The organism is Rhodococcus sp. YH1 (assembly GCF_009939605.1).
GTDB lineage: Bacteria > Actinomycetota > Actinomycetes > Mycobacteriales > Mycobacteriaceae > Rhodococcus > Rhodococcus aetherivorans.
Genome location: NZ_WVTE01000109.1, coordinates 91411 through 111413, shown reverse-complemented (window position 1 = coordinate 111413; position 20003 = coordinate 91411). Strand labels below are relative to the sequence as shown.

Annotated in this window: 16 protein-coding genes; 2 read left to right on the top strand and 14 right to left on the bottom strand. The window is 72.5% G+C overall.

Going from position 1 to position 20003, the window contains the following annotated elements; all coding sequences use genetic code 11:
• Window positions 1-12 precede the first annotated feature (12 nt).
• Window positions 13-885: an acyl-CoA thioesterase II gene (locus AIIKEEIJ_RS10685; RefSeq protein ID WP_029544036.1), complete on the bottom strand. Its 873-nt coding sequence runs from the start codon at window positions 883-885 to the stop codon at window positions 13-15.
• A complete protein-coding gene (pyk, locus tag AIIKEEIJ_RS10680; protein ID WP_006947055.1) occupies window positions 882-2303 on the bottom strand; it encodes a pyruvate kinase in 1422 nt (473 codons plus the stop codon). Before pyk ends, AIIKEEIJ_RS10685 begins: the two co-directional genes overlap by 4 nt.
• Window positions 2304-2768: 465 nt before the next feature.
• On the opposite strand from pyk, the gene AIIKEEIJ_RS10675 reads away from it, so the two are divergent.
• Complete coding sequence (locus tag AIIKEEIJ_RS10675) at window positions 2769-3191, top strand: MerR family transcriptional regulator (protein ID WP_006947052.1); 423 nt, start codon at window positions 2769-2771, stop codon at window positions 3189-3191.
• A gap of 118 nt (window positions 3192-3309) precedes the next feature.
• Here the strand turns inward: AIIKEEIJ_RS10675 and AIIKEEIJ_RS10670 are convergent, their stop codons facing one another.
• Window positions 3310-3849, bottom strand: coding sequence for a Dps family protein (locus AIIKEEIJ_RS10670; RefSeq protein ID WP_006947051.1), 540 nt, complete (start codon window positions 3847-3849; stop codon window positions 3310-3312).
• 425 nt (window positions 3850-4274) lie between these two features.
• Here AIIKEEIJ_RS10670 and AIIKEEIJ_RS10665 point away from each other — a divergent pair, with 425 nt between their 5' ends.
• Window positions 4275-5717, top strand: a complete 1443-nt coding sequence (locus AIIKEEIJ_RS10665) for an alpha,alpha-trehalose-phosphate synthase (UDP-forming) (RefSeq protein ID WP_006947050.1) — start codon at window positions 4275-4277, stop codon at window positions 5715-5717.
• Window positions 5718-5864: 147 nt separating this feature from the next.
• Here AIIKEEIJ_RS10665 and AIIKEEIJ_RS32560 read toward each other — a convergent pair whose 3' ends face one another.
• The 11 genes from AIIKEEIJ_RS32560 to AIIKEEIJ_RS10615 all read right to left on the bottom strand — a co-directional run bounded on the left by AIIKEEIJ_RS32560 (window position 5865) and on the right by AIIKEEIJ_RS10615 (window position 20002).
• Window positions 5865-6014 (bottom strand): hypothetical protein, encoded by a 150-nt coding sequence (locus AIIKEEIJ_RS32560; RefSeq protein WP_164528073.1) that lies wholly within the window; start codon window positions 6012-6014, stop codon window positions 5865-5867.
• 28 nt (window positions 6015-6042) lie between these two features.
• Window positions 6043-6504, bottom strand: a complete 462-nt coding sequence (locus tag AIIKEEIJ_RS10660) for an SRPBCC family protein (protein WP_006947046.1) — start codon at window positions 6502-6504, stop codon at window positions 6043-6045.
• Window positions 6505-6548: 44 nt separating this feature from the next.
• Complete coding sequence (locus tag AIIKEEIJ_RS10655; RefSeq protein ID WP_029544041.1) at window positions 6549-8042, bottom strand: glutamate synthase subunit beta; 1494 nt, start codon at window positions 8040-8042, stop codon at window positions 6549-6551.
• Window positions 8035-12516 carry a glutamate synthase large subunit gene (gltB, locus tag AIIKEEIJ_RS10650; RefSeq protein WP_161995607.1) on the bottom strand — a complete coding sequence of 1494 codons (4482 nt, stop codon included), beginning with the start codon at window positions 12514-12516 and terminating at the stop codon, window positions 8035-8037. The genes AIIKEEIJ_RS10655 and gltB overlap by 8 nt, the downstream gene beginning before the upstream one ends.
• A 228-nt stretch (window positions 12517-12744) precedes the next feature.
• On the bottom strand, window positions 12745-13596 hold the full coding sequence (locus AIIKEEIJ_RS10645) for a TM2 domain-containing protein (RefSeq protein WP_072635384.1): 852 nt from the start codon (window positions 13594-13596) through the stop codon (window positions 12745-12747).
• On the bottom strand, window positions 13593-14657 hold the full coding sequence (gene lgt / locus AIIKEEIJ_RS10640; RefSeq protein ID WP_161995606.1) for a prolipoprotein diacylglyceryl transferase: 1065 nt from the start codon (window positions 14655-14657) through the stop codon (window positions 13593-13595). The genes AIIKEEIJ_RS10645 and lgt overlap by 4 nt, the downstream gene beginning before the upstream one ends.
• Entirely contained in the window at window positions 14654-15463 is an 810-nt protein-coding gene (trpA, locus tag AIIKEEIJ_RS10635) for a tryptophan synthase subunit alpha (RefSeq protein ID WP_161995605.1), read from the bottom strand. Before trpA ends, lgt begins: the two co-directional genes overlap by 4 nt.
• Window positions 15460-16719: a tryptophan synthase subunit beta gene (trpB, locus tag AIIKEEIJ_RS10630; protein ID WP_044475995.1), complete on the bottom strand. Its 1260-nt coding sequence runs from the start codon at window positions 16717-16719 to the stop codon at window positions 15460-15462. Before trpB ends, trpA begins: the two co-directional genes overlap by 4 nt.
• A 124-nt stretch (window positions 16720-16843) precedes the next feature.
• Window positions 16844-17653, bottom strand: coding sequence for an indole-3-glycerol phosphate synthase TrpC (gene trpC / locus AIIKEEIJ_RS10625; RefSeq protein WP_006936963.1), 810 nt, complete (start codon window positions 17651-17653; stop codon window positions 16844-16846).
• A 79-nt stretch (window positions 17654-17732) separates the two neighbouring features.
• Window positions 17733-18422, bottom strand: a complete 690-nt coding sequence (locus AIIKEEIJ_RS10620) for a TIGR02234 family membrane protein (RefSeq protein ID WP_161995604.1) — start codon at window positions 18420-18422, stop codon at window positions 17733-17735.
• Complete coding sequence (locus tag AIIKEEIJ_RS10615) at window positions 18419-20002, bottom strand: anthranilate synthase component I (RefSeq protein ID WP_176603628.1); 1584 nt, start codon at window positions 20000-20002, stop codon at window positions 18419-18421. Before AIIKEEIJ_RS10615 ends, AIIKEEIJ_RS10620 begins: the two co-directional genes overlap by 4 nt.
• Between the last annotated feature and the right edge of the window lies 1 nt (window position 20003).

Sequence of the window (20003 nt, the reverse complement as noted above, 5' to 3'; positions counted from 1 at the left end):
CGGTCGCCCACGTCAGCCGCGGCGCGGGAAATGACGGATCAGTCCCTCCTGCACGACCGTCGCCACGAGTTCCCCCTCGAGGGTGAAGTAGCGGCCCGTCGCCAGCCCGCGCGATCCCGCCGCGACCGGGGACTCGGTGGCGTACAGAATCCACTCGTCGAACCGGACCGGCCGGTGGAACCACATGGAGTGGTTGACGGTGGCGGCGACGATCCGGTCCAGCCCCCAGGACAGCCCGTGGGTGGTGAGGATCGAGTCGAGCACGGTGGTATCGGAGCTGTAGGCCAGGGTGGCGGCGTGCAGGAGCGCATCCTCGGGCAGCGCGCCGTCGGCGCGCATCCACACCCGGTTGTGCGAGAGACGTTCCCCGGTGCCCTTGAGGATCCAGGCGGGGTCGTTGGCGTACCGCATGTCGATCGGCTTGAGGGCGTTGACGAAGTGCGGCAGGTGATCCTCGAACCCGGACAGGTGGTCCCCGAGCGGCGGCAGCACATCGGGGTAGGGCACCTCGGGAACGCTCACCGCATGTTCGAGCCCTTTGCCCCACCGCTGGAAGGCGGCGAGCATGACGAACAGCTCCTGGCCGTTCTGGGAGGCGGTGACCATGCGGTTCGCGAAATCCCGGCCGTCGCGGTGCCGGACCACCCGGTACTCGATCGGCGCCTTGACGTCGCCGCCGCGGATGAAGTGGGCGTTGAGCGCGTGCACCGGCCGGTCCCCGACCGTGCGGCCGGCCGCGATCAGGGCCTGAGCGACGAGCTGGCCGCCGAAGGTGCGGCTGCCCACCTGGATCGGGTGCTCACCCCGGTAGAGGTCCTCGTCGACCTGCTCGAGATCGAGCAGGTCGACGAGGACCTCGAGATCGGTCGCGGTGCGACGGCTCAATGGGTGTCCTTCTCCCCGATCCGGTGCACGTGGATCAGGTTGGTCGACCCGGAGCGGCCGGGCGGGGACCCGGCCACGATGACCACGAGGTCGCCGCGCTGGTACCGGCCGAGCGAGAGCAGCGCCGCGTCGACCTGCTGCACCATCACGTCGGTCGTGTCGACCGGCTCGACGGAGAAGGTCTCGGTGCCCCATGTCAGCGCCAGCTGGCTGCGGATGTGCGGGACCGGGGTGAACGCCAGCAGCGGCAGCCGGGTGTGCAGCCGCGCCAGGCGCCGCACCGTGTCGCCGGACTGGGTGAACGCCACCAGCGCCTTGGCGTCGAGCCGCTCGCCGATGTCGCGCGCCGCGTAGGAGATCACCCCGCGCTTGGTGCGCGGCACGTGGGTCAGCGCCGGCACCCGGGTGGGATCGGACTCCACGGCCGCGATGATGCGGGCCATCGTCCGCACCGTCTCGACCGGGTACTTGCCCACCGACGTCTCGCCGGAGAGCATCACCGCGTCCGCACCGTCGAGGACCGCGTTGGCGACGTCGGAGGCCTCGGCGCGGGTCGGCCGGGAGTTCTCGATCATCGACTCGAGCATCTGCGTGGCCACGATGACGGGCTTGGCGTTCTCGCGGGCGATCTGGATCGCCCGCTTCTGCACCAGCGGCACCTCCTCGAGCGGCATCTCGACGCCGAGGTCACCGCGGGCGACCATCACCGCATCGAACGCCAGCACGACCGCCTCGAGATTCTCGATGGCCTCGGGCTTCTCGAGCTTGGCGATCACCGGCACGCGGTGGCCCACCCGATCCATCACCTCGTGCACGAGCTCGATGTCGGCCGGGGAGCGCACGAACGACAAGGCGACGAAGTCCACGCCGAGCCGCATGGCGAACTCGAGATCCTCGATGTCCTTCTCCGACAGCGCCGGAACCGAGATGTTCATCCCCGGCAGGGACACGCCCTTGTTGTTGCTGACCGGCCCACCCTCGGTGACGCGGCAGACCACATCCCTGCCCTCGACGTGCTCGACGACCAAGCCGACCTTGCCGTCGTCGACGAGCAGGCGATCCCCCGGGCGCGCGTCGTCGGCGAGCTGCTTGTAGGTGGTCGAGACCCGGTCGTGGGTTCCCTCGACGTCGTCGACGGTGATCCGGACGATCTCGCCGGTATTCCACACCGTCGGCCCCTCGGCGAACCGGCCGAGGCGGATCTTCGGGCCCTGCAGGTCGGCGAGGATGCCGACGGCATGCCCGCTGGTATCGGAGGCCTCCCGCACGCGGCGGTAGTGGGCCTCGTGATCGGCGTGTTCGCCGTGGCTGAAGTTGAGGCGGGCCACGTCCATCCCGGCGTCGACGAGTTCCCTCAGGACCTCGGGGTCTGCCGTGGCCGGGCCCATGGTGCAAACGATCTTGGTGCGTCGGGTCACGCGGTCGAGCCTAGTACCCGTGCGGCGGTGGCGGAGCACAGCCGACGCCGTGCCCGCTCGGCCGAGGGCCGACGTCCGGTTGCCCCGGGCATCGGTCCGGCCGTCCCCGTACCTCCGCCGGATGCGGCGCCCGATCTCGTCGGTGCCGGAGCGGCCCGCGGAACCCCCTGTGACGGAGACGGATCCGGCGGGGTGCGCCCGCGGCGCAGGACGGCACTCCCGTCCGGACGGCGGGGGCGGGGCACGGAAACGGCGCGGCATCGATCGCGGCCACCCCACGCGATGCATAAAATGTGTGTCATACAAGAGAGATATTCGTACCGGAGAGCCCGCTTCCCGGCGGTCCGAGCCCGCGCCGGCGTCGCCCGGGAATTGTCTCCGGCACGGAAGGTTTCCTGTGGCGATCGGGTAGATTCGGCACACCGGAGGCCATGGCAGCGAGGACACCGAACGAGGGAATCTGAAATGGAGAAAACGAGGAAGGAGCCGCTACCGCACTCCCGCCGCGGTGTCTACGGCATTTCGGTGGCCTCCGAGCTGTCCGGGGTCGATCCGCAGTCCATGCGCCTGTACGAACGCCGCGGACTGCTCAGCCCCGCGCGCACCGAAGGCGGCACCCGCCGCTACAGCGACGAGGACGTGGCGCGCCTGCGACGCATCGGCGAACTCCTCGCCGAGGGCATCAATCTGGCCGGCATCGCCCAGATCTTCCGCCTCGAGTCGAACCACGCCGAACTGGCGTCCCACAACGCACGTCTCGAATCCCACAATGCCCGGCTCGAATCGGACAAGGCTCGCCTGGAATCCGACAAGGCCCGGCTCGAGGATGCCAATGCGCGACTCGAGTCGGACAACGCGCGCCTGCGGGCGGACAACGGCAACAGCTGAGCGACCTCCAGCGGACACCCCCGGCCGCCGGACGGCGCGGGGGTGCAATGCGCTGTCCGGCGGCCGGTGATGTCTGCGCGCAGCGGCGGGCGAAGGACCCGGCCGGCGGCTCGCCCGCTCAGCGGGCTTCGTCCGCGGCCTGCCGTTCGGTGCGCGCGCCCTCGTGCGCGAGGGTTCCGGCCGAGTTCTCGAGATGTGCCCGGACGAACCACTGGAACTTCTCGAGGTCGCGCGTCTGCCCGATGAGCAGGTCCTCGGTGATCGGATCGATCTCCCCGACCTCAGAAATCGCCTTGCGGCAGTCCCCGATCACGCCGTCGTACACCAGGTCGAGGGCGGCGAGGTGGGCCTGGGCGGTGTCCCGCCCCACCGAGTAGTCGTCCCACGAGCGGTCCTTCTCGATCGCGCCCGCGGTCCCCTTCGGGGACGACCCGAGCGCGGCGATGCGTTCGGCGACGTCGTCGGCGAATCCGCGGACCGCGTCGACCTGCGGATCGATCATCTCGTGCACGCCGATGAAGTTCGGTCCCACGACGTTCCAGTGAACGTGCTTGAGGGTGAGGTGCAGGTCGTTGTAGGCGCTGAGCCGATTCTGCAGCACTTCGGCCACCCGGACGCCCTCGCTGTCGCTCAGGCCGGGGACGGTGAACTTCGCCATCTTCGATTCCTCCTACAGGCTCGTGTGTAGTACCTCCGCGGGCCGTCTCGCCGGCCCGCCGGTGTCGGCACGTAGGTGCCGGGCACCCCGCAGCCGGATTACCCCGGCACCCGGGCGCCGAAACCGCCGGCAAGCAAGCCCGTGCCACCCTCCGCGGCAAGGACATCGTCGATACCCTCCCCGTCGCACCGCACCGGGCCGGTGTTCCGCGGTAATTGCATCTTCCATTTGACAAAATTTCTATTGTGCGAGACAGATTATCTACCAGCGGGGTGCGGGGGCGTCGCTTCCCGGGATACCGAGCGCGGCGAAGTGCCTCCGCGCCCCGCCCCGAGTGATACACAAAAACTACTTGTCATAAGTACGAGTTCGACGGCAGTCGCCGGAGCGACCGGCCCCGGTGTCGAGCAAGGAGGCGCGACGCGATGACCGCAGCGGACCTGGTGGTGGTGGCCAATCGGCTCCCCGTGGACTACGACCCGTCGGCCGACGACGGGCGCGGCGGGTGGCGCCGCAGCCCGGGCGGGCTCGTCACCGCCCTGGAGCCGGTGCTGCGCGCCGCCGACGGCGCGTGGGTGGGCTGGCCCGGCGCCCCCGACGTCGCCTTCGATCCGTTCACCGAGGACGGCATCACGCTGCATCCGGTCTCCCTCACCGAAGGCGAGGTCGCCGGCTACTACGAGGGATTCTCCAACGCGACGCTGTGGCCGCTGTACCACGACGCGATCGTCGCTCCCGCCTACGACCGCACGTGGTGGCGGACATACGTCGCGGTCAACCGCCGCTTCGCCGAGGCCGCGGCCGACGCGGCCGCCCCGGGCGCGACGGTGTGGGTGCACGATTACCAGCTCCAGCTCGTGCCCAAGATGCTGCGCGACCTCCGGCCCGACCTGAAGATCGGCTTCTTCCTGCACATCCCCTTCCCGCCCACCGAGCTGTTCCTGCAACTGCCGTGGCGCACCGCCGTCGTGGAGGGCCTGCTCGGCGCCGACCTGGTGGGCTTCCACCTGCCCGGCGGCGCCCGCAACTTCCTGTTCCTGGCACAGCGGCTGCTCGGTCTGCACACGAGCGCGCACTCCGACCTGGACTCGTGCGTGGGCACCGTCGACGTCGGCGACCGGCGGGTGCAGGTCGGCGCCTTCCCCATCTCGATCGACTCGGCCCACTTCGCCGAACGCGTCCGGTCCCCCCACATCCGCGAGCGGGCCGCGCAGGTTCGCGAGGAACTCGGCAACCCCGAGACCCTGCTGCTGGGCGTGGACCGGCTCGACTACACCAAGGGCATCGACATTCGGCTCGAAGCGCTGCACGAGCTGCTCGACGAGGGCACCCTCGACCCCGAGAAGGTCGTCATGGTGCAGCTGGCCACCCCGAGTCGCGAGCGCGTGTCCGCCTACGCCCAGTTGCGCGAGGACATCGAGCGCAAGGTCGGCCACCTCAACGGCGAGTACGGGCAGCTGGGCCGACCGGTGGTGCACTACCTGCACCGGCCCGTCGACCGCGACGAGCTCATGGCCCTGTACAGCGCGGCGGACGTCATGCTCGTCACACCCCTGCGCGACGGCATGAACCTCGTCGCCAAGGAGTACATCGCCTGCCGCACCGACGGCACCGGTGCCCTCGTTCTGAGCGAGTTCACCGGGGCGGCCAGCGAGCTGCGCCGCGCTCATCTGGTCAACCCGCACGATCTCGACGCCGTCAAACGCGCGATCGTCATCGCCGCCACCGAGGAACCGGCGACGGCGGCGCGCCGGATGCAGTCCCTGCGCACCCAGGTGCTCCACCACGACGTCGACCGGTGGGCCAACGCCTTCCTCACGGACCTGCGCGCGAGCGGATCCGGCACCACCGCGGCCGCGAGCGCCTGAATCACAGCCGGGCGCGGGCTCGAAGCCGGGTCGGGCGGCGCCGACGGAGGACGCCCTCGACCCCGGCACGCCGTGACCGTCGACAGCCCGTGCGACGGCGGAAGGGGCGATGCGGTTCGGCCGCATCGCCCCTTCCGGCCTCTGCGATCAGTCGTCGGTGGAGTTCTCGGCGGTGGGGTTCTCGGCGATTTCCGGGGCGTGCTCCCGAGTCGCCATGCCGCCGTTCTTGCCCTCGTCCACCGGGCCGGGCCGGCCCCCCTTGGGCCGGTTGCCGTCGGTCGGCTTCTTCTCCGTCACGGGGTCTCCTTCGGCCGGAAGTCCACGGTCACGGGCCGGGACGATCGACCTCACCGCGCCATGCGCCGTCGGCGACGCCGCGTTCCTCGATGAACTGCTTGAAGTGCCGCATGTCGCTCTTCACGCGGCGATCGAGGAGGCCGAGCTTGTCGGCGACGTTCTCGAAGAAGCCCTCGGGGTCGATGTCCATCTGCGCGGTGACCCGCGTGGTGGTGTCGTCGAGCCGGTGGAAGGTGATCACGCCGGCGTGGTCCGGCCCGGCGTCGGACCTCCATGCGACGCGCTCGTCGGGATGCTGCTCGGTGATCGTGGCGTCGAACTCCTTCGTCCCGCCGGCGACCTTGACGACCCAGTGGGTGTGGGTGTCGTCGATCTGGCGGATCCGCTCGACGCCCTCCATGAAACGGGGGAACTCCTCGAACTGCGTCCACTGGTTGTAGGCCGTACGGATCGGGACATGGACGTCGACCGACTCGGTGATCGTGCTCATGACGCTCCTTTCCTGCGGCGACGGGTGCGCCGCTCCCGGGTGGCCTACCCGGGCGGCCGAGCCGGGAAACGCCGGGGGTCCAGATGCAGCGACCGGGGATGGACCGGCGCCGGCAGCGCCGACTCGCCCGTGAGGAACGCGTCCACACCGCGCGCCGCCGCGCGTCCCTCGGCGATCGCCCACACCACCAGCGACGCACCGCGGTGGGCGTCGCCGCACACGAACACCCCCGGGGCCGAGGTCTGCCAGCGCTCGTCGCAGTCGAGAGTGCCCCGGACGCCGGGGGTCAGGCCGAGAACGTCGAGGAGCGGTCCGCGCTGGACCCCCTCGAAGCCGACGGCGAGGAGGGCGAGGTCGCAGGGAATCTCGAAGGGGTCCCCGAGGGGGAGGCGGCGCGCGTCGACCTCGGCCAGTTCGAGCGCCCGCACCCGCCCACGGGAACCGACGAAGCGCTGCACCGTCACTTCGAACCGGCGGGTCCCGCCCTCCTCGTGCGCGGGCGCCGTTCGCAGCACCCACGGCGCGAGCGGCCACGGCGTGACGTCCTCGTCGCGGCGTCCGGGCGGCCGGGGCCGATAGTCGAGCTGGGTGACGGAACGCGCGCCCTGACGCAGTGCGGTGCCGAAGCAGTCGGCGCCGGTGTCCCCGCCGCCGACGATCACCACGTGCCGTCCGGCGGCGGTGAGGGCCGCGGGCCCGTCGCCCTCGCACTCGTGGTTGGCGGCGACGAGGTACTCCATCGCGGGGTGCACCCCGCCGAGTTCCCGCCCCGGGACGGCCAGGTCGCGGGCGCGGCCGGCCCCGACCGCGAGGACCACCGCGTCGAAGCCGGCCCGCAGCGTGGCGACATCCGGGTCGATCCCGGCCTCGGTGCCGGTGCGGAAGACCGTGCCCTCGGCGCGCATCTGCGCGAGGCGCCTGTCGACGAGGGCCTTGTCCATCTTGAACGCCGGGATGCCGTAGCGCAGCAGTCCGCCGAGCCGGTCGGCGCGTTCGAGGACGGTCACGGCGTGTCCGGCGCGGGTGAGCTGCTGGGCCGCGGCGAGACCCGCCGGTCCGGAGCCGACGACGGCGACGGATCTCCCGGTGCCGCGGGCCGGGGGGCGCGGCGGCACGCGGCCGTCGGCCCAGGCCCGGTCGGCGATCGCCCGCTCGATCCGTTCGACGGTCACGCCCGCGGTGTGGTCGTCCCGGGCGAGCACGCAGGCGGATTCACAGGGTGCCGGGCACAGCCGGCCGGTGAACTCGGGGAAGTTGTCGGTGGCGTGCAGCCGGTCGGCGGCCTCGGCCCACAGGTCACGACGCACCAGGTCGTTCCATTCGGGGATGAGGTTGCCGAGCGGGCAGCCGGTGCCGGCGCTGTGGCAGAAGGGGATACCGCAGTCCATGCAGCGGGCGGCCTGCTCCCGGATCGAGAGCGCCTCCTCGTCCGGGGGCTGCGCCCGGTGCACCTCCGCCCAGTCGCGGACGCGCTCGGCGGCGGGCCGGCGCGGCGGTTCGCGTCGGTCGTAGCGCAGGAATCCGCGGGGATCAGGCACCGTCGGCTCCCACCGGGGTGGGGCGCTCGCACGCCGCGGCGCGGACGCGGATCAGATCCTCGGGCACCACCGCGGTGAACCGGACCGCACTGCCGGGCCATTCGGCGAGGATCTCCCCGGCGACCGCCGATCCGGTGCGCGCGTGGTGGCGGGCGATCAGGTCACGCAGCGGAGCGAGGTCGCCGTCGTCGACGGGCTGCAGTTGCACGGAGGCGGTGTTGACGCGGCCGGGCTCGAGGTCGAGGACGTAGGCCAGCCCCCCGGACATGCCGGCGCCGAGGTTGCGGCCGGTGGCGCCGAGGATCACGACGCGGCCCCCGGTCATGTACTCGCAGGCATGGTCGCCGGTGCCCTCGCACACGGCGTCGGCGCCGGAATTGCGCACCGCGAAGCGCTCCCCCACCCGGCCGTGCAGGAACAACTCCCCGGAGGTGGCCCCGTACAGGACGGTGTTGCCGGCGACGATCTGCTCGTGCGGGTCGAACGGCGCGGCCGGGTCGGGGCGCACCACCACCCGTCCGCCGGACAGGCCCTTGGCGACATAGTCGTTGGCGTCGCCGGTGACGGTGACGGTGATGCCGACGGGCAGGAAGGCACCGAGGGACTGCCCGGCGCTGCCGTACAAATCGATCCGCACCGTGTCGTCGCTCAGGCCGGTGGGGCACCGTCGACCGGTGGTCCAGCCGAGCAGGGTGCCGACGGCGCGGTCGCGGTTGGTGACGGCGGCGGTGAGATGCACGGGACGGCCGTCGTCGAGGGCGGGGGCCGCGCGGGCGATGAGGTCACGGTCCAGCGGCGCGTCGGGCGGTCCGGCCGCGGGGCGGGTACGGCGGCGCTGCGGGGGTGCCCCGAGGGCGTCGGCCGGCGGGGTGAACAGGGGTGCGAGGTCGAGTCCCCGGCGACGCCAGTGCTCGAGTGCCGCGTCGGGTTCGAGCAGGTCGACCCGGCCGACGGCGTCGTCGAGGCGGGACAGGCCCAGCGCCGCGAGCCGCCGGCGCACGTCCCCGGCGACGAACCGGAAGAACTGCTCCACGAATTCCGCTCTGCCGGTGAACTTCTCCCGCAGTTCGGGGTTCTGGGTGGCGATGCCGACGGGACACGTGTCGAGGTGGCACACCCGCATGAGGATGCAGCCGAGGACCACCAGGGGTGCCGTGGCGAACCCGAACTCCTCGGCGCCGAGCAGCGCCGCGATCATCACGTCGCGGCCGGTGCGCAGCCCGCCGTCGCACTGCACGGTGATGCGGTCGCGCAGGCCGCTCAGCACGAGGGTCTGCTGGGTTTCGGCGAGCCCGATCTCCCACGGGGTGCCGGTGTGCTGCAGGGCGGTGAGCAGGGCCGCCCCGGTGCCGCCGTCGTGGCCGGAGATCAGCACCACGTCGGCATGGGCCTTGGCGACGCCGGCGGCGACGATGCCGACGCCGACGCCGCTGACGAGCTTGACGTGGATGCGGGCCTGCGGGTTGGCGCACCGCAGGTCGTGGACGAGTTCGGCGAGGTCCTCGATGGAGTAGATGTCGTGGTGCGGCGGCGGGGAGATCAGTCCGACGCCCGTGGTGGCGTGCCGGGTACGGGCGATCCACGGGTACACCTTGTGGCCGGGAAGCTGGCCACCCTCACCGGGTTTCGCTCCCTGCGCCATCTTGATCTGCAGGTCGGTCGCGTCGGCGAGGTAGGCGGCGGTGACACCGAAGCGGCCGCTGGCGACCTGCTTGACGGCGCTGCGGCGCAGCGGGTCACCGAGGCGGTCGGGATCCTCCCCGCCCTCCCCCGAGTTCGACCGGCCGCCGAGGCGGTTCATCGCGACGGCGAGGGTCTCGTGCGCCTCACCGGAGATCGAACCGTAGCTCATCGCCCCCGTGGCGAAGCGGCGCACGATGTCCTCCACCGGCTCGACCTCGTCGAGCGGGATCGGATCCGCGGCGACGGTGCGCAACAGCCCGCGCAGGGTTCCGCCCGCGGCGGCGAGCCGGTCGATCTCGGCGCAGTACCGCGCGTAGACGTCCACCCGCCCGGTGCGGGTCGCGTGCTGCAGCAGGAACACCGTCTCCGGGGTGAACAGGTGAGGTTCGCCGTCGCGTCGATACCGGTAGACGCCCCCACTGTCGAGAGCCGTTTCGGCGCACCGGTTCTCGAAGGCGGTCCGGTGCCGGCGACGGGCGTCGCGGGCCAGGTCGGCGAGGCTCGCGCCGCCCAGCCGGGAGACGGTGCCGGGAAGATACGCGTCCACGACCTCGCGGGCAAGGCCGACGGCCTCGAATGTCTGCGCCGCCGTGTACGAGGCGAGGGTGGAGATTCCGAGCTTGGCCATCACCTCGCGAACCCCGGAGACGACGGCGCGCCGGTAGTTCGCCGCGGCCGTCGCCGGGTCCGTGCCGGGGATGCGCCCGGCGGCCGCGAGTGAGCGCACGGTGTCGAGGGCGACGTAGGGGCACACCGTCGCGGCGCCGAATCCGACGAGCGCGGCCACGTGGTGGACCTCGCGCGCATCCCCGGATTCGGCGATCAGCGCGACGCGGGTGCGCCGCCGCGTGCGGACGAGGTGGTGGTGCACGGCGGAGACGGCGAGCAGGGAGGGGATGGGGACGCGGTCCGGCCCGCAACCGCGGTCGGTGACGATCAGGATGCCCCGGCCGGCGTCGATGGCGGCGTCGGCGGCGCGGCGCAGGTCCGCGAGCCCGGCGGCGAGGGCCTCGCCGGGGTCGCCGCCGGCCGCGAAGTGCGCGGGCAGTACCCGGGAGGCGAGGTCCGGGCGCGGCCCGTCCGGGCCGAGTGCCGCGACGGCGGCGAGTTCGTCGGTGTCGAGAACCGGGCCGGGGAGCACCAGTTGCCGGCACGACTTCGGGGACGCGTCGAACAGGTTGTCCTCCGGGCCGGCGACGCGCCGCATCGAGGTGACGACCCGTTCGCGGATCGCGTCCAACGGCGGGTTGGTGACCTGCGCGAACAATTCGACGACGTAGTCGTAGAGCAGCCGGGGACGCGGCGACAGCACCGCGGGGGCGATGTCGGCGCCCATCGAGCCGAGCGGTTCGGCACCGGTCGCGGCCATCGGTTCGAGCAGCACCTCGAGGTCCTCGCGGGTGTACCCGAACAGCCGGTGCGTCCGGCCCTGGTCGTGGTCCGGGGCGGGGTGCCCGCCCCGGCGGGGCAGATCCGCCAGGTCGATCTGCCCGTCACGCAGCCACCGACCGTAGGGGTGGGCGGCGGCGAGGGTGTCGAGCAGTTCGTCGGGCGGCACGATGCGGCCGGCGACGGTGTCGACGAGGAGCATCCGGCCCGGCTCGAGCCGGCCCTTGTGCACGATGTGTTCCGGTGGCAGGTCGAGGATTCCGGTTTCACTGCCGAACAGGACGCGGTCGTCGGCGGTGCGGCACCACCGGCCGGGTCGCAGCCCGTTGCGGTCGAGCACGGCACCGAACAGCCGTCCGTCGGTGAAGGGCAGGCACGCCGGCCCGTCCCACGGTTCGAGCAGCGCGGCGTGGAAGCGGTGGAAGGCGCGTCGCCGGGGATCGAGGTCGGGCTCGTTCTCCCATGCGGGCGGGACGAGCATGGTCACCGCGTGCGGCAGCGAGCGCCCGGCGAGGTGGAGCAGTTCGAGGACCTCGTCGAGGGAGGCCGAGTCCGACATGTCGGGGGCGCAGACCGGGAACAACCGGGTCAGGTCGCCGGGCAGCAGGCCGGTGCGCAGGAGTCCCTCGCGGGCGTGCATCCGGTTGCGGTTGCCGCGGATCGTATTGATCTCGCCGTTGTGGGCGCTGTACCGGAACGGTTGGGCGAGCCGCCACGACGGGAAGGTGTTGGTGGAGAAACGGCTGTGCACGAGCGCGATCGGGCTGGCGCAGCGCGGATCGCGCAGGTCGGGGAAGAACGCCGGCAACTGCTGTGCCGTGAGCATGCCCTTGTAGACGACGGTGCGGGCGGACAGCGACGGGAAATAGACGTCGCCGGTGTGCTCGGCGCGGCGCCGCAGCGGATACACCCGCCGGTCGAGGTCCACGCCGGCGGGCCGGGCGCCGCCCGTGCGCGGGGCGGCGACGAACAGCTGGCTGATGTGGGGTCGGCACGCTCCGGCGGTGCGCCCGAGGCCGGACGGGTCGACGGGAACCTCGCGCCAGCCGAGGATCTGGAGATCCTCCTCGGCCGCGAGCGCGTGGATCCGCCGTCGCGCCGTCGCCCGGCGCCGCGGGTCGCGGGGCAGAAAGCACAGGCCGGTGGCGTAGTACCCCGGCGGCGGGAGCTCGAAGCCGGTGACGGCGTCGAGGAGCGCGGCGGGGACCGCGAGGGTGATGCCGGCGCCGTCACCGCTGGCGGGTTCGCGACCGCAGGCGCCGCGGTGGCCGAGGTTGCGCAGCGCGGTGAGTGCGTCGGCGACGGTGCGGTGGGTGCTGCGGCCACGCAGGTCGACGATCGCGCCCACGCCGCAGGAATCCGATTCGCGGTCGGGGTCGTAGAGTCCGCGGGGCTCGGGCATCCCGGAATGCCGCACCGGTCCACCTCCACGTCGCCGGTGTGGCGGCGACGTCGCGCGTCGTCGGATGGGCGGCCCCGACGGGGTCGCCACGACGGGCGTGCGCTGCGGTATGGGTGGCCGGACCAGTTCCGCCCGACGATCGAACCGGGGATCGGTCCCGGTGGCGGCCAGTCTACGCGCGCGACGGCCGGCCGCGCGAGAGGCGCGACCGGCCGTCGGGTGGGTGGGTCAGGGCCGCAGCGGGCGGCCGTCGGAGTCGCGGACGCTGCCGGTGAGCATCATGATCCCGTCGATGACGGACCACACCCAGATCACCGGGATGATCACGAAGCCGACCAGGAGGATGGTCAGCAGTCCGCCGATCCACAGCCCCAGAAGCTGGATGAGGCCGACCGCGGTGCTTCCGAGGTAGAGCCGCCCGACACCGCAGATCCCGACGAAGGGCAGCAGCAGCTGCAACAGGCCCGCGGTGGTCTTCGACTTGTCGGAGTAGGGCTCGCCCGTCGCCGGATCCCGTCCGTACGGCGCGGAGGGATCGCCGTAGGCGCCGTAGCCGGTGGGACCGTAGCCGCCGGTGGGACCGTAGCCCGGCCCGGCCGGGGTCGGGTACTGCGGCCCGCTCTGGAACTGCGGGTCGGGGGCCCCGTAGACGGGTCCGCTGCCGGCGTACTGCCCGCCGGTCGGCGCCTCGGTCCCGCCGGTGTGTGCGGTGCCGTACTGCGCTTCGCTCGACGGCGGTGGATAGCTCGGCGTGGTGCCCCAGCCGGGACCGTTGCCCATTCCGGAGTAGGTGTCCCAGCCCGGTCCGGCCGTGCCCCACGTGGGCGCGGTCGACTCGGTGGTGGGCGGCGGAACGGACAGCGACGCCTGGGCGGTCGGATCGTAGTCGGCGGTGCCGCCGAACGTGGGCAGCTCCGCGGTGGGGGCCGGCTCGCCGCCCTGCGGCGCGGCACTCGACCCGGCAGCGGGGGCGGCCTCGGCGTCGGACTGTTTGCGCAGGTCCGGTCCGGCGGACGTCTCGTCCTTCTTCCGCAGATCCGGGCCCGTGGGGTCCGGGGATCCCGCGTCGGATGTGGTCACGACTTGTCCCCTCCGTTCTCGCTGCGCCTACCTGTCTCGACCTTACCGCCGGCCTCGGCCGATGCCACGGGCCCGGATGCGCCGTCCCGCTTCTCGTCGTCGGCCGCCCTACCGTCTCCGATCCCGTCGCCGGTTGCGGTGGCATCGGCTGCGGCTGCGGTGGCGCCGTGCGGGTGACGGGACTTCAGTTCCTCCGGCGCTTCGCGACCCTTGCGGGCGAAGACGACGTAGGCGACGGCGAGGACGAACACGATGGCGGAGGTGAAGGAATTGATCCGGATACCGGCGATCTCGGTGGCCGGGTCGGACCGCATGAGTTCGACGAAGAAGCGGCCCGCGCTGTAGCCGGCCACGTAGAGCGCGAACAGCCGGCCGTGTCCGATACGGAAGCGCCGGTCGACGAACACGAGCAGCAGCACGACGAGCAGGTTCCACACCAGCTCGTACAGGAACGTCGGATGCACCACCGCCGCGACCTGCCCGGTGGAGATCCCGTCGATCAGGTCCGGGCTGGTCTGTCCCGCGTCGTTGCGACGCTCGTAGATCTCGAGGCCCCACGGCACGGTCGTCTCCCGGCCGTAGAGTTCCTGGTTGAACCAGTTGCCGAGCCGGCCGATGGCCTGCGCCAGCAGGATCGCCGGGGCCACCGCATCACCGAGGGCGGGCAGCGGCACACCGCGGCGCCGGCACCCGATCCAGGCGCCGACACCGCCGAGGGCGACCGCCCCCCAGATCCCGAGTCCGCCCTGCCAGATCTTCAGCGCGTCGACCGGGTCGGCGCCCGCGCCGAAGTACTTCTGCCAGTCGGTGGCGACGTGGTACAGGCGCCCTCCGATCAGGCCGAACGGCACCGCCCACACGGCGACGTCGAGGACGGTGCCCGGCTCGCCGCCACGGGCGACCCAGCGGCGGTCGCCCCAGAAGATGGCGACGACGATCCCGACGATGATGCACAGGGCGTAGGCCCGCAGCGCGATCGGCCCGAGGTACCACACCCCCTGCGGTGGACTCGGCAGATACGCCAGGACGGTAGCGGCGGCGGGTACGGCGGTGGAGGTCACGTGGCCACGCTAGCCGAGCGCACGCCCTCCGCGAGTTCCGTGGTGAGCGTGCGCAACGCGTCGGGGCCCTGCGCCACGGCGGCCACCAGCGCCGAGCCGACGATCACCGCGTCCGCGTAGGCGGCGATCTGCGCGGCTTGTTCCCGGGACCGCACGCCCAGGCCGACACCCACGGGGATCTGCGAGTGCTCCCGCACCCGGGCGACGAGTTCGGGCGCCATGTCGGAGACGGCGTCGCGGGCGCCGGTCACGCCCATCGTGGAGGTGGCGTAGACGAACCCGCGGCAGGAGTCGACGGTCATGACGAGGCGCTCGGCGGTCGACGACGGGGCGACCAGGAAGATGCGGTCGAGCCCGTGCCGGTCCGCCGCCGCGATCCACTGCTCGGCCTCGTCGGGGATGAGGTCCGGGGTGATGATCCCCAGTCCCCCGGCGGCAGCGAGGTCGCGGGCGAAGTCGTCGATCCCGTACTTGAGGACGATGTTCCAGTAGGTCATCACGACGGCGTGGCCGCCGGCCGCGGCGACGGCCTCGACGACGCGGAACACGTCCCGCACCCGGAAGCCCGCGGTGAGCGCCTCGTCGGCGGCGGCCTGGATGGTGGGTCCGTCCATCACCGGGTCGCTGTAGGGGATGCCGACCTCGACGATGTCGCAGCCGGCCTGCACGAGCGCTTCGAACGCCTCGATCGAGCGCGGCAGGTCGGGGTATCCGGCGGGCAGGTAGCCGACGAGCGCGGCGCGGTTCTCGGCCTTGCATCGGGCGAAGACCTCACCGAGGCGGGACTGCGGCTGCTGGGCGCTCACTGCGCGGATCCTTCCGTCGTGTCGGAGGTGGCGGGGTCGGCGGGAAGGAGCCCGAACCACCGCGCGGCGGTGTCGACGTCCTTGTCGCCCCGGCCGGACAGATTGACCAGCACGACGGCGCCGGAGCCGAGTTCGCGGCCCAGCTTCAGGGCCCCGGCGACGGCGTGCGCCGACTCGATGGCGGGGATGATGCCCTCGGTGCGCGAGAGCAGCGAGAACGCCTCCATGGCCTCGGCGTCGGTGACGGGCCGGTAGTCGGCGCGGCCGATGTTCTTGAGGTAGGAGTGCTCGGGTCCGACGCCGGGGTAGTCCAGGCCGGCGGAGATCGAGTGCGACTCGATGGTCTGGCCGTCCTCGTCCTGCAGCAGGTAGGAGTAGGCGCCGTGCAGCGCGCCGGGCGTGCCGCCGGTGATGGTGGCGGCATGCCGCCCGGTTTCCACCCCGTCGCCGCCGGCCTCGAAGCCGACCAGGCGGACACCGGGGTCGTCGATGAAGGCATGGAAGATGCCGATGGCGTTGGATCCGCCGCCGACGCAGGCGGTGACGGCGTCGGGCAACCGGCCGGTGAGCGCCTGCACCTGTGCCCGCGCCTCGAGGCCGATGATGCGCTGGAAGTCGCGCACCATCATGGGGAACGGGTGCGGGCCGGCGGCGGTGCCGAAACAGTAGTAGGTGTTGTGGGCATTGGTGACCCAGTCGCGCATGGCCTCGTTGATCGCGTCCTTGAGGGTGCGCGAACCGCTGGTCGCGGCGACGACCTCGGCGCCGAGCAGGCGCATCCGGGCGACGTTGAGGGCCTGCCGCTCGGTGTCGACCTCGCCCATGTAGACGACGCAGTCGAGGCCGAGCAGGGCGCAGGCGGTGGCGGTGGCGACGCCGTGCTGCCCGGCACCGGTCTCCGCGATGACCCGGGTCTTGCCCATCCGCTGGGCGAGCAGGGCCTGACCGAGCACGTTGTTGATCTTGTGCGAGCCGGTGTGGTTGAGATCCTCGCGCTTGAGCACGATCCGGGCGCCGCCGGCGTGTTCGCTCAGCCGCTTGGCCTCGTACACCGGGGAGGGCCGGCCGGTGTAGTCGCGCTGCAACCGATCGAGTTCGTCGAGGAATCCGTTGTCGACCCGCGCCTTGTCGTATTCGGCGGTGACCTCCTCGATCACCGCCATCAGCGCCTCGGGGACGAACCGGCCGCCGAAGACCCCGAAGTGGCCGCCGGGGTCGGGTTCGTGCGCGGTGTGCTCGGCCACTGCGGCGCTCATGCGGGGCAGACCGCGGCCCTTGGCGGAAAGTACGGGATCGTCTGTGCTCACCCGTCCAGTCTGCCCCAACGGCGGCCCCGGCCCGTCGCCGGGTCCGGCCCGTCGGCGCCGCGCCGGAATGCGGTCAGCGTGCGGGCTTCGGGCAGGACGGATGGGTGCCGGCGGTGACCAGTTCGGCGACCGCGTGGCGCGGGTCGCCGCTGGTCACCAGTCCCTCGCCGACGAGCACCGCGTCGGCACCCGCGCCGGCGTAGGTGAGCAGGTCGGAGGGACCGCGCACGCCGGACTCGGCGATCTTGACGACCTCGGTCGGCAGTCCCGGCGCGATGCGGGCGAACGTGCTCTTGTCGACCTCGAGGGTCTTGAGGTTGCGGGCGTTGACCCCGATGACGGTGGCGCCGGCCTCGAGGGCACGGGTCGCCTCCTCCTCGGTGTGCACCTCGACGAGCGCCGTCATGCCGAGAGATTCGACGCGGTCGATCAGCGACGTCAGCACGGGCTGCTCGAGCGCGGCGACGATGAGCAGCACGATGTCCGCGCCGTGGGCACGCGCCTCGTGGATCTGGTACGGGCCGACGATGAAGTCCTTGCGCAGCACCGGGATCCGCACCGCGCGCCGCACGGCGTCGAGATCGTCGAGACTGCCCTGGAAGCGGCGCTGCTCGGTGAGCACGCTGATCGCGCGGGCACCGCCGGCCTCGTAGGCCTTGGCGAGTTCGGCGGGGTCGGTGATGTCGGCGAGCGCCCCCTTCGACGGGCTGGCCCGCTTGACCTCGGCGATGACGGCGATTCCCGGCTCGAGCAACGCGGCCTTGGCGTCGATCGGCGGGGGCGCGGCGGCAGCGGCGGCCTTGACCGCGGCGAAGTCGAGGACCGCCTCCCGGGCGGCGACGTCGGCGCGCACCCCTTCGAGTATCGAGTCGAGAACTGTCATCGTGGCTCGAAGTCCTTTCGCCCCTGTCAATCCGATGTGAGAAAACTCATCGGAGTTTCTTGAAGAGTAGTGTGCGCGCTCACCGGCCCGTGCGGCGGGTCCCCGAATCGTCGGCGCCGCCCTCTCCCCCTCGATCGGCGGCCGGGTCGTCGGCGACGTCCACCGTGGGGTCCTCGCCCGCGTCGAGCGCGTCCCACAGGGTGCGTTCGGTGACCGGCTCGTCGGCGGTGTCCCGGCGGGTGGTGGCCTCGCGGCGGGCGGCCGGGCTGTCGTACTTCGACGACAGTCCGGCCTCGGCCCGCGGGGTGCGCCACAGCTGCACCGCGGCGGCCAGCGCGGCCACGGCGCCGGCGAGGGCGAGCACGGCCGGCCCGGCCGCGACGGTGAGGGAGGTGACCTCGGCGCGTGCGGGCAGCTCCGCGATGCGCGCCGCGGTCGCGTCGTCGGCGCCGCCGGCGAGCAGCCCCACCGCCGGGACGGCGGCGGCGACCGCGACGACCGCGACGAGCACGGCCAGTATCCGCAGCGCCCATCCGCGCACCGCGAACGACGCCGCGACGGCCGCCAGCAGCGTCAGCGCGAGCGGAGTCAGCGCCGCCGCCCAGGTGCCGCCGACGAAGGTGGTGACCCGGTCCTCGCCGAGGCCGTCGGAGGACGTGACGGTCACCCAGGTCAGGCGGCTCGCGCCCCACAGCGCGACGGCGCCGATCGCGAGCAGCAGCGCGGCGACCGCGCCGGCCCGCCGCCGGGGCGCGCGGGTGGCGCTCACCTGCGGTCCCCCTCGTACGAGGTGAGGGTGCCGGCCGCGGCGACGGCGGAGAGCACGGCCATGGCCTTGTTGCGGGCCTCGGTGTCCTCGTAGACCGGATCGGAGTCGGCGACGACGCCGGCACCGGCTTGCACGTAGGCGACGCCGTCCTTGACCAGGGCCGAGCGGATGGCGATGGCGGTGTCGGCGTCGCCGGCGAAATCGAGGTAGCCCACGATGCCGCCGTAGATGCCGCGGCGGGTCGGCTCGAGTTCGTCGATCAGTTCCATCGCCCGGACCTTGGGCGCGCCGGACAGGGTGCCGGCGGGGAAGCACGCGGTGACCGCGTCAAGGGCGTGCCGGCCCGCGGCGAGGCGGCCGGTGACGGTGGAGACCAGGTGCATGACGTGGCTGTAGCGCTCGATGTGCCGGTAGTCGTGGACCTTGACGGTGCCGGGCTCGCACACCCGCCCGAGGTCGTTGCGGCCCAGGTCGACGAGCATGAGGTGCTCGGCGTTCTCCTTCTCGTCGGCGAGGAGGTCCTTCTCGAGGAGGATGTCGTCCTCCTCGCTGGCGCCGCGCCAGCGCGTCCCGGCGATGGGATGGGTGGTGGCGACCCCGTCGGCGACGGTCACGAGCGCCTCCGGGCTCGAGCCCACGATGGAGAACGCCGTGCCGCCGGAGCCGTCGGGGACGTGCATGAGAAACATGTACGGACTCGGGTTGGAGGCGCGCAGCATCCGGTACACGTCGATCGGCGCCGCGTGACAGTCGATCTCGAAGCGCTGGGACAGCACCACCTGGAACGCCTCGCCGGCCTCGATCTCGCCGATGAGCCGGCGCACGTCGGCGCCGAAGCTCTCGGTCGTGCGCTGGCGCCGGTAGTCGGGGGCGGGCCGGGCGAACGTGGAGACGGTCGACGGGGCGGGCGCGGCCAGGGCCGCCGTCATCCGGTCCAGCCGGGCCACCGCGTCGTCGTAGGCCTCGTCGACGCGTTCGTCGGAGCCGTCCCAGTTGACGGCGTTGGCGATGAGCGTGATCGCACCCTCGTGGTGGTCGACGGCGGCGAGGTCGGTGGCGAGCATCATCACCGTCTCGGGGATCTGCAGGTCGTCGACGGCGTGCTCGGGCAGCCGCTCGATCCGTCGCACGACGTCGTAGCCGAGGTAGCCGACCATGCCGCCGGTCAGCGGCGGCAGGCCGTGCAGCCGCTCGGTGTGCAGCAGCTCCAGGGTCCGGCGCAGCACGTCGAGCGGGTCGCCCCCGGTGGGGGCGCCGGCGGGCACGTGGCCGTACCAGGTGGCCTCCCCGTCGACGACGGTGAGCGCGGCCGGGCTGCCGGCTCCGATGAACGACCACCGCGACCACGACCGGCCGTTCTCGGCGGACTCGAGCAGGAAGGTGCCGGGCCGGTCGGCGGCGAGCTTGCGGTACGCCGACAGCGGGGTCTCCGCGTCGGCGAGCACCTTGCGGGTCACCGGAACGACGCGGTGCTCGGCGGCGAGCAGCCGGAACTGCTCGCGGGTGGTGGTGGAGTCGGGTCGGCCGCCCTCGGTGAGGTCGGGGGCCGCTGCGGGGATGGTGGTGGGCTCGCCGGACATG

Coding starts and splice junctions, on each gene's coding strand:
- trpC (WP_006936963.1), bottom strand. CDS start 17,653: ATGACAGTTCTCGACTCGATACTCGAAGGGGTGCGCGCCGACGTCGCC.
- AIIKEEIJ_RS10615 (WP_176603628.1), bottom strand. CDS start 20,002: ATGTCCGGCGAGCCCACCACCATCCCCGCAGCGGCCCCCGACCTCACC.
- gltB (WP_161995607.1), bottom strand. CDS start 12,516: ATGCCCGAGCCCCGCGGACTCTACGACCCCGACCGCGAATCGGATTCC.
- AIIKEEIJ_RS10660 (WP_006947046.1), bottom strand. CDS start 6,504: ATGAGCACGATCACCGAGTCGGTCGACGTCCATGTCCCGATCCGTACG.
- AIIKEEIJ_RS10670 (WP_006947051.1), bottom strand. CDS start 3,849: ATGGCGAAGTTCACCGTCCCCGGCCTGAGCGACAGCGAGGGCGTCCGG.
- trpB (WP_044475995.1), bottom strand. CDS start 16,719: ATGAGCGCCGCAGTGGCCGAGCACACCGCGCACGAACCCGACCCCGGC.
- AIIKEEIJ_RS10665 (WP_006947050.1), top strand. CDS start 4,275: ATGACCGCAGCGGACCTGGTGGTGGTGGCCAATCGGCTCCCCGTGGAC.
- AIIKEEIJ_RS10675 (WP_006947052.1), top strand. CDS start 2,769: ATGGAGAAAACGAGGAAGGAGCCGCTACCGCACTCCCGCCGCGGTGTC.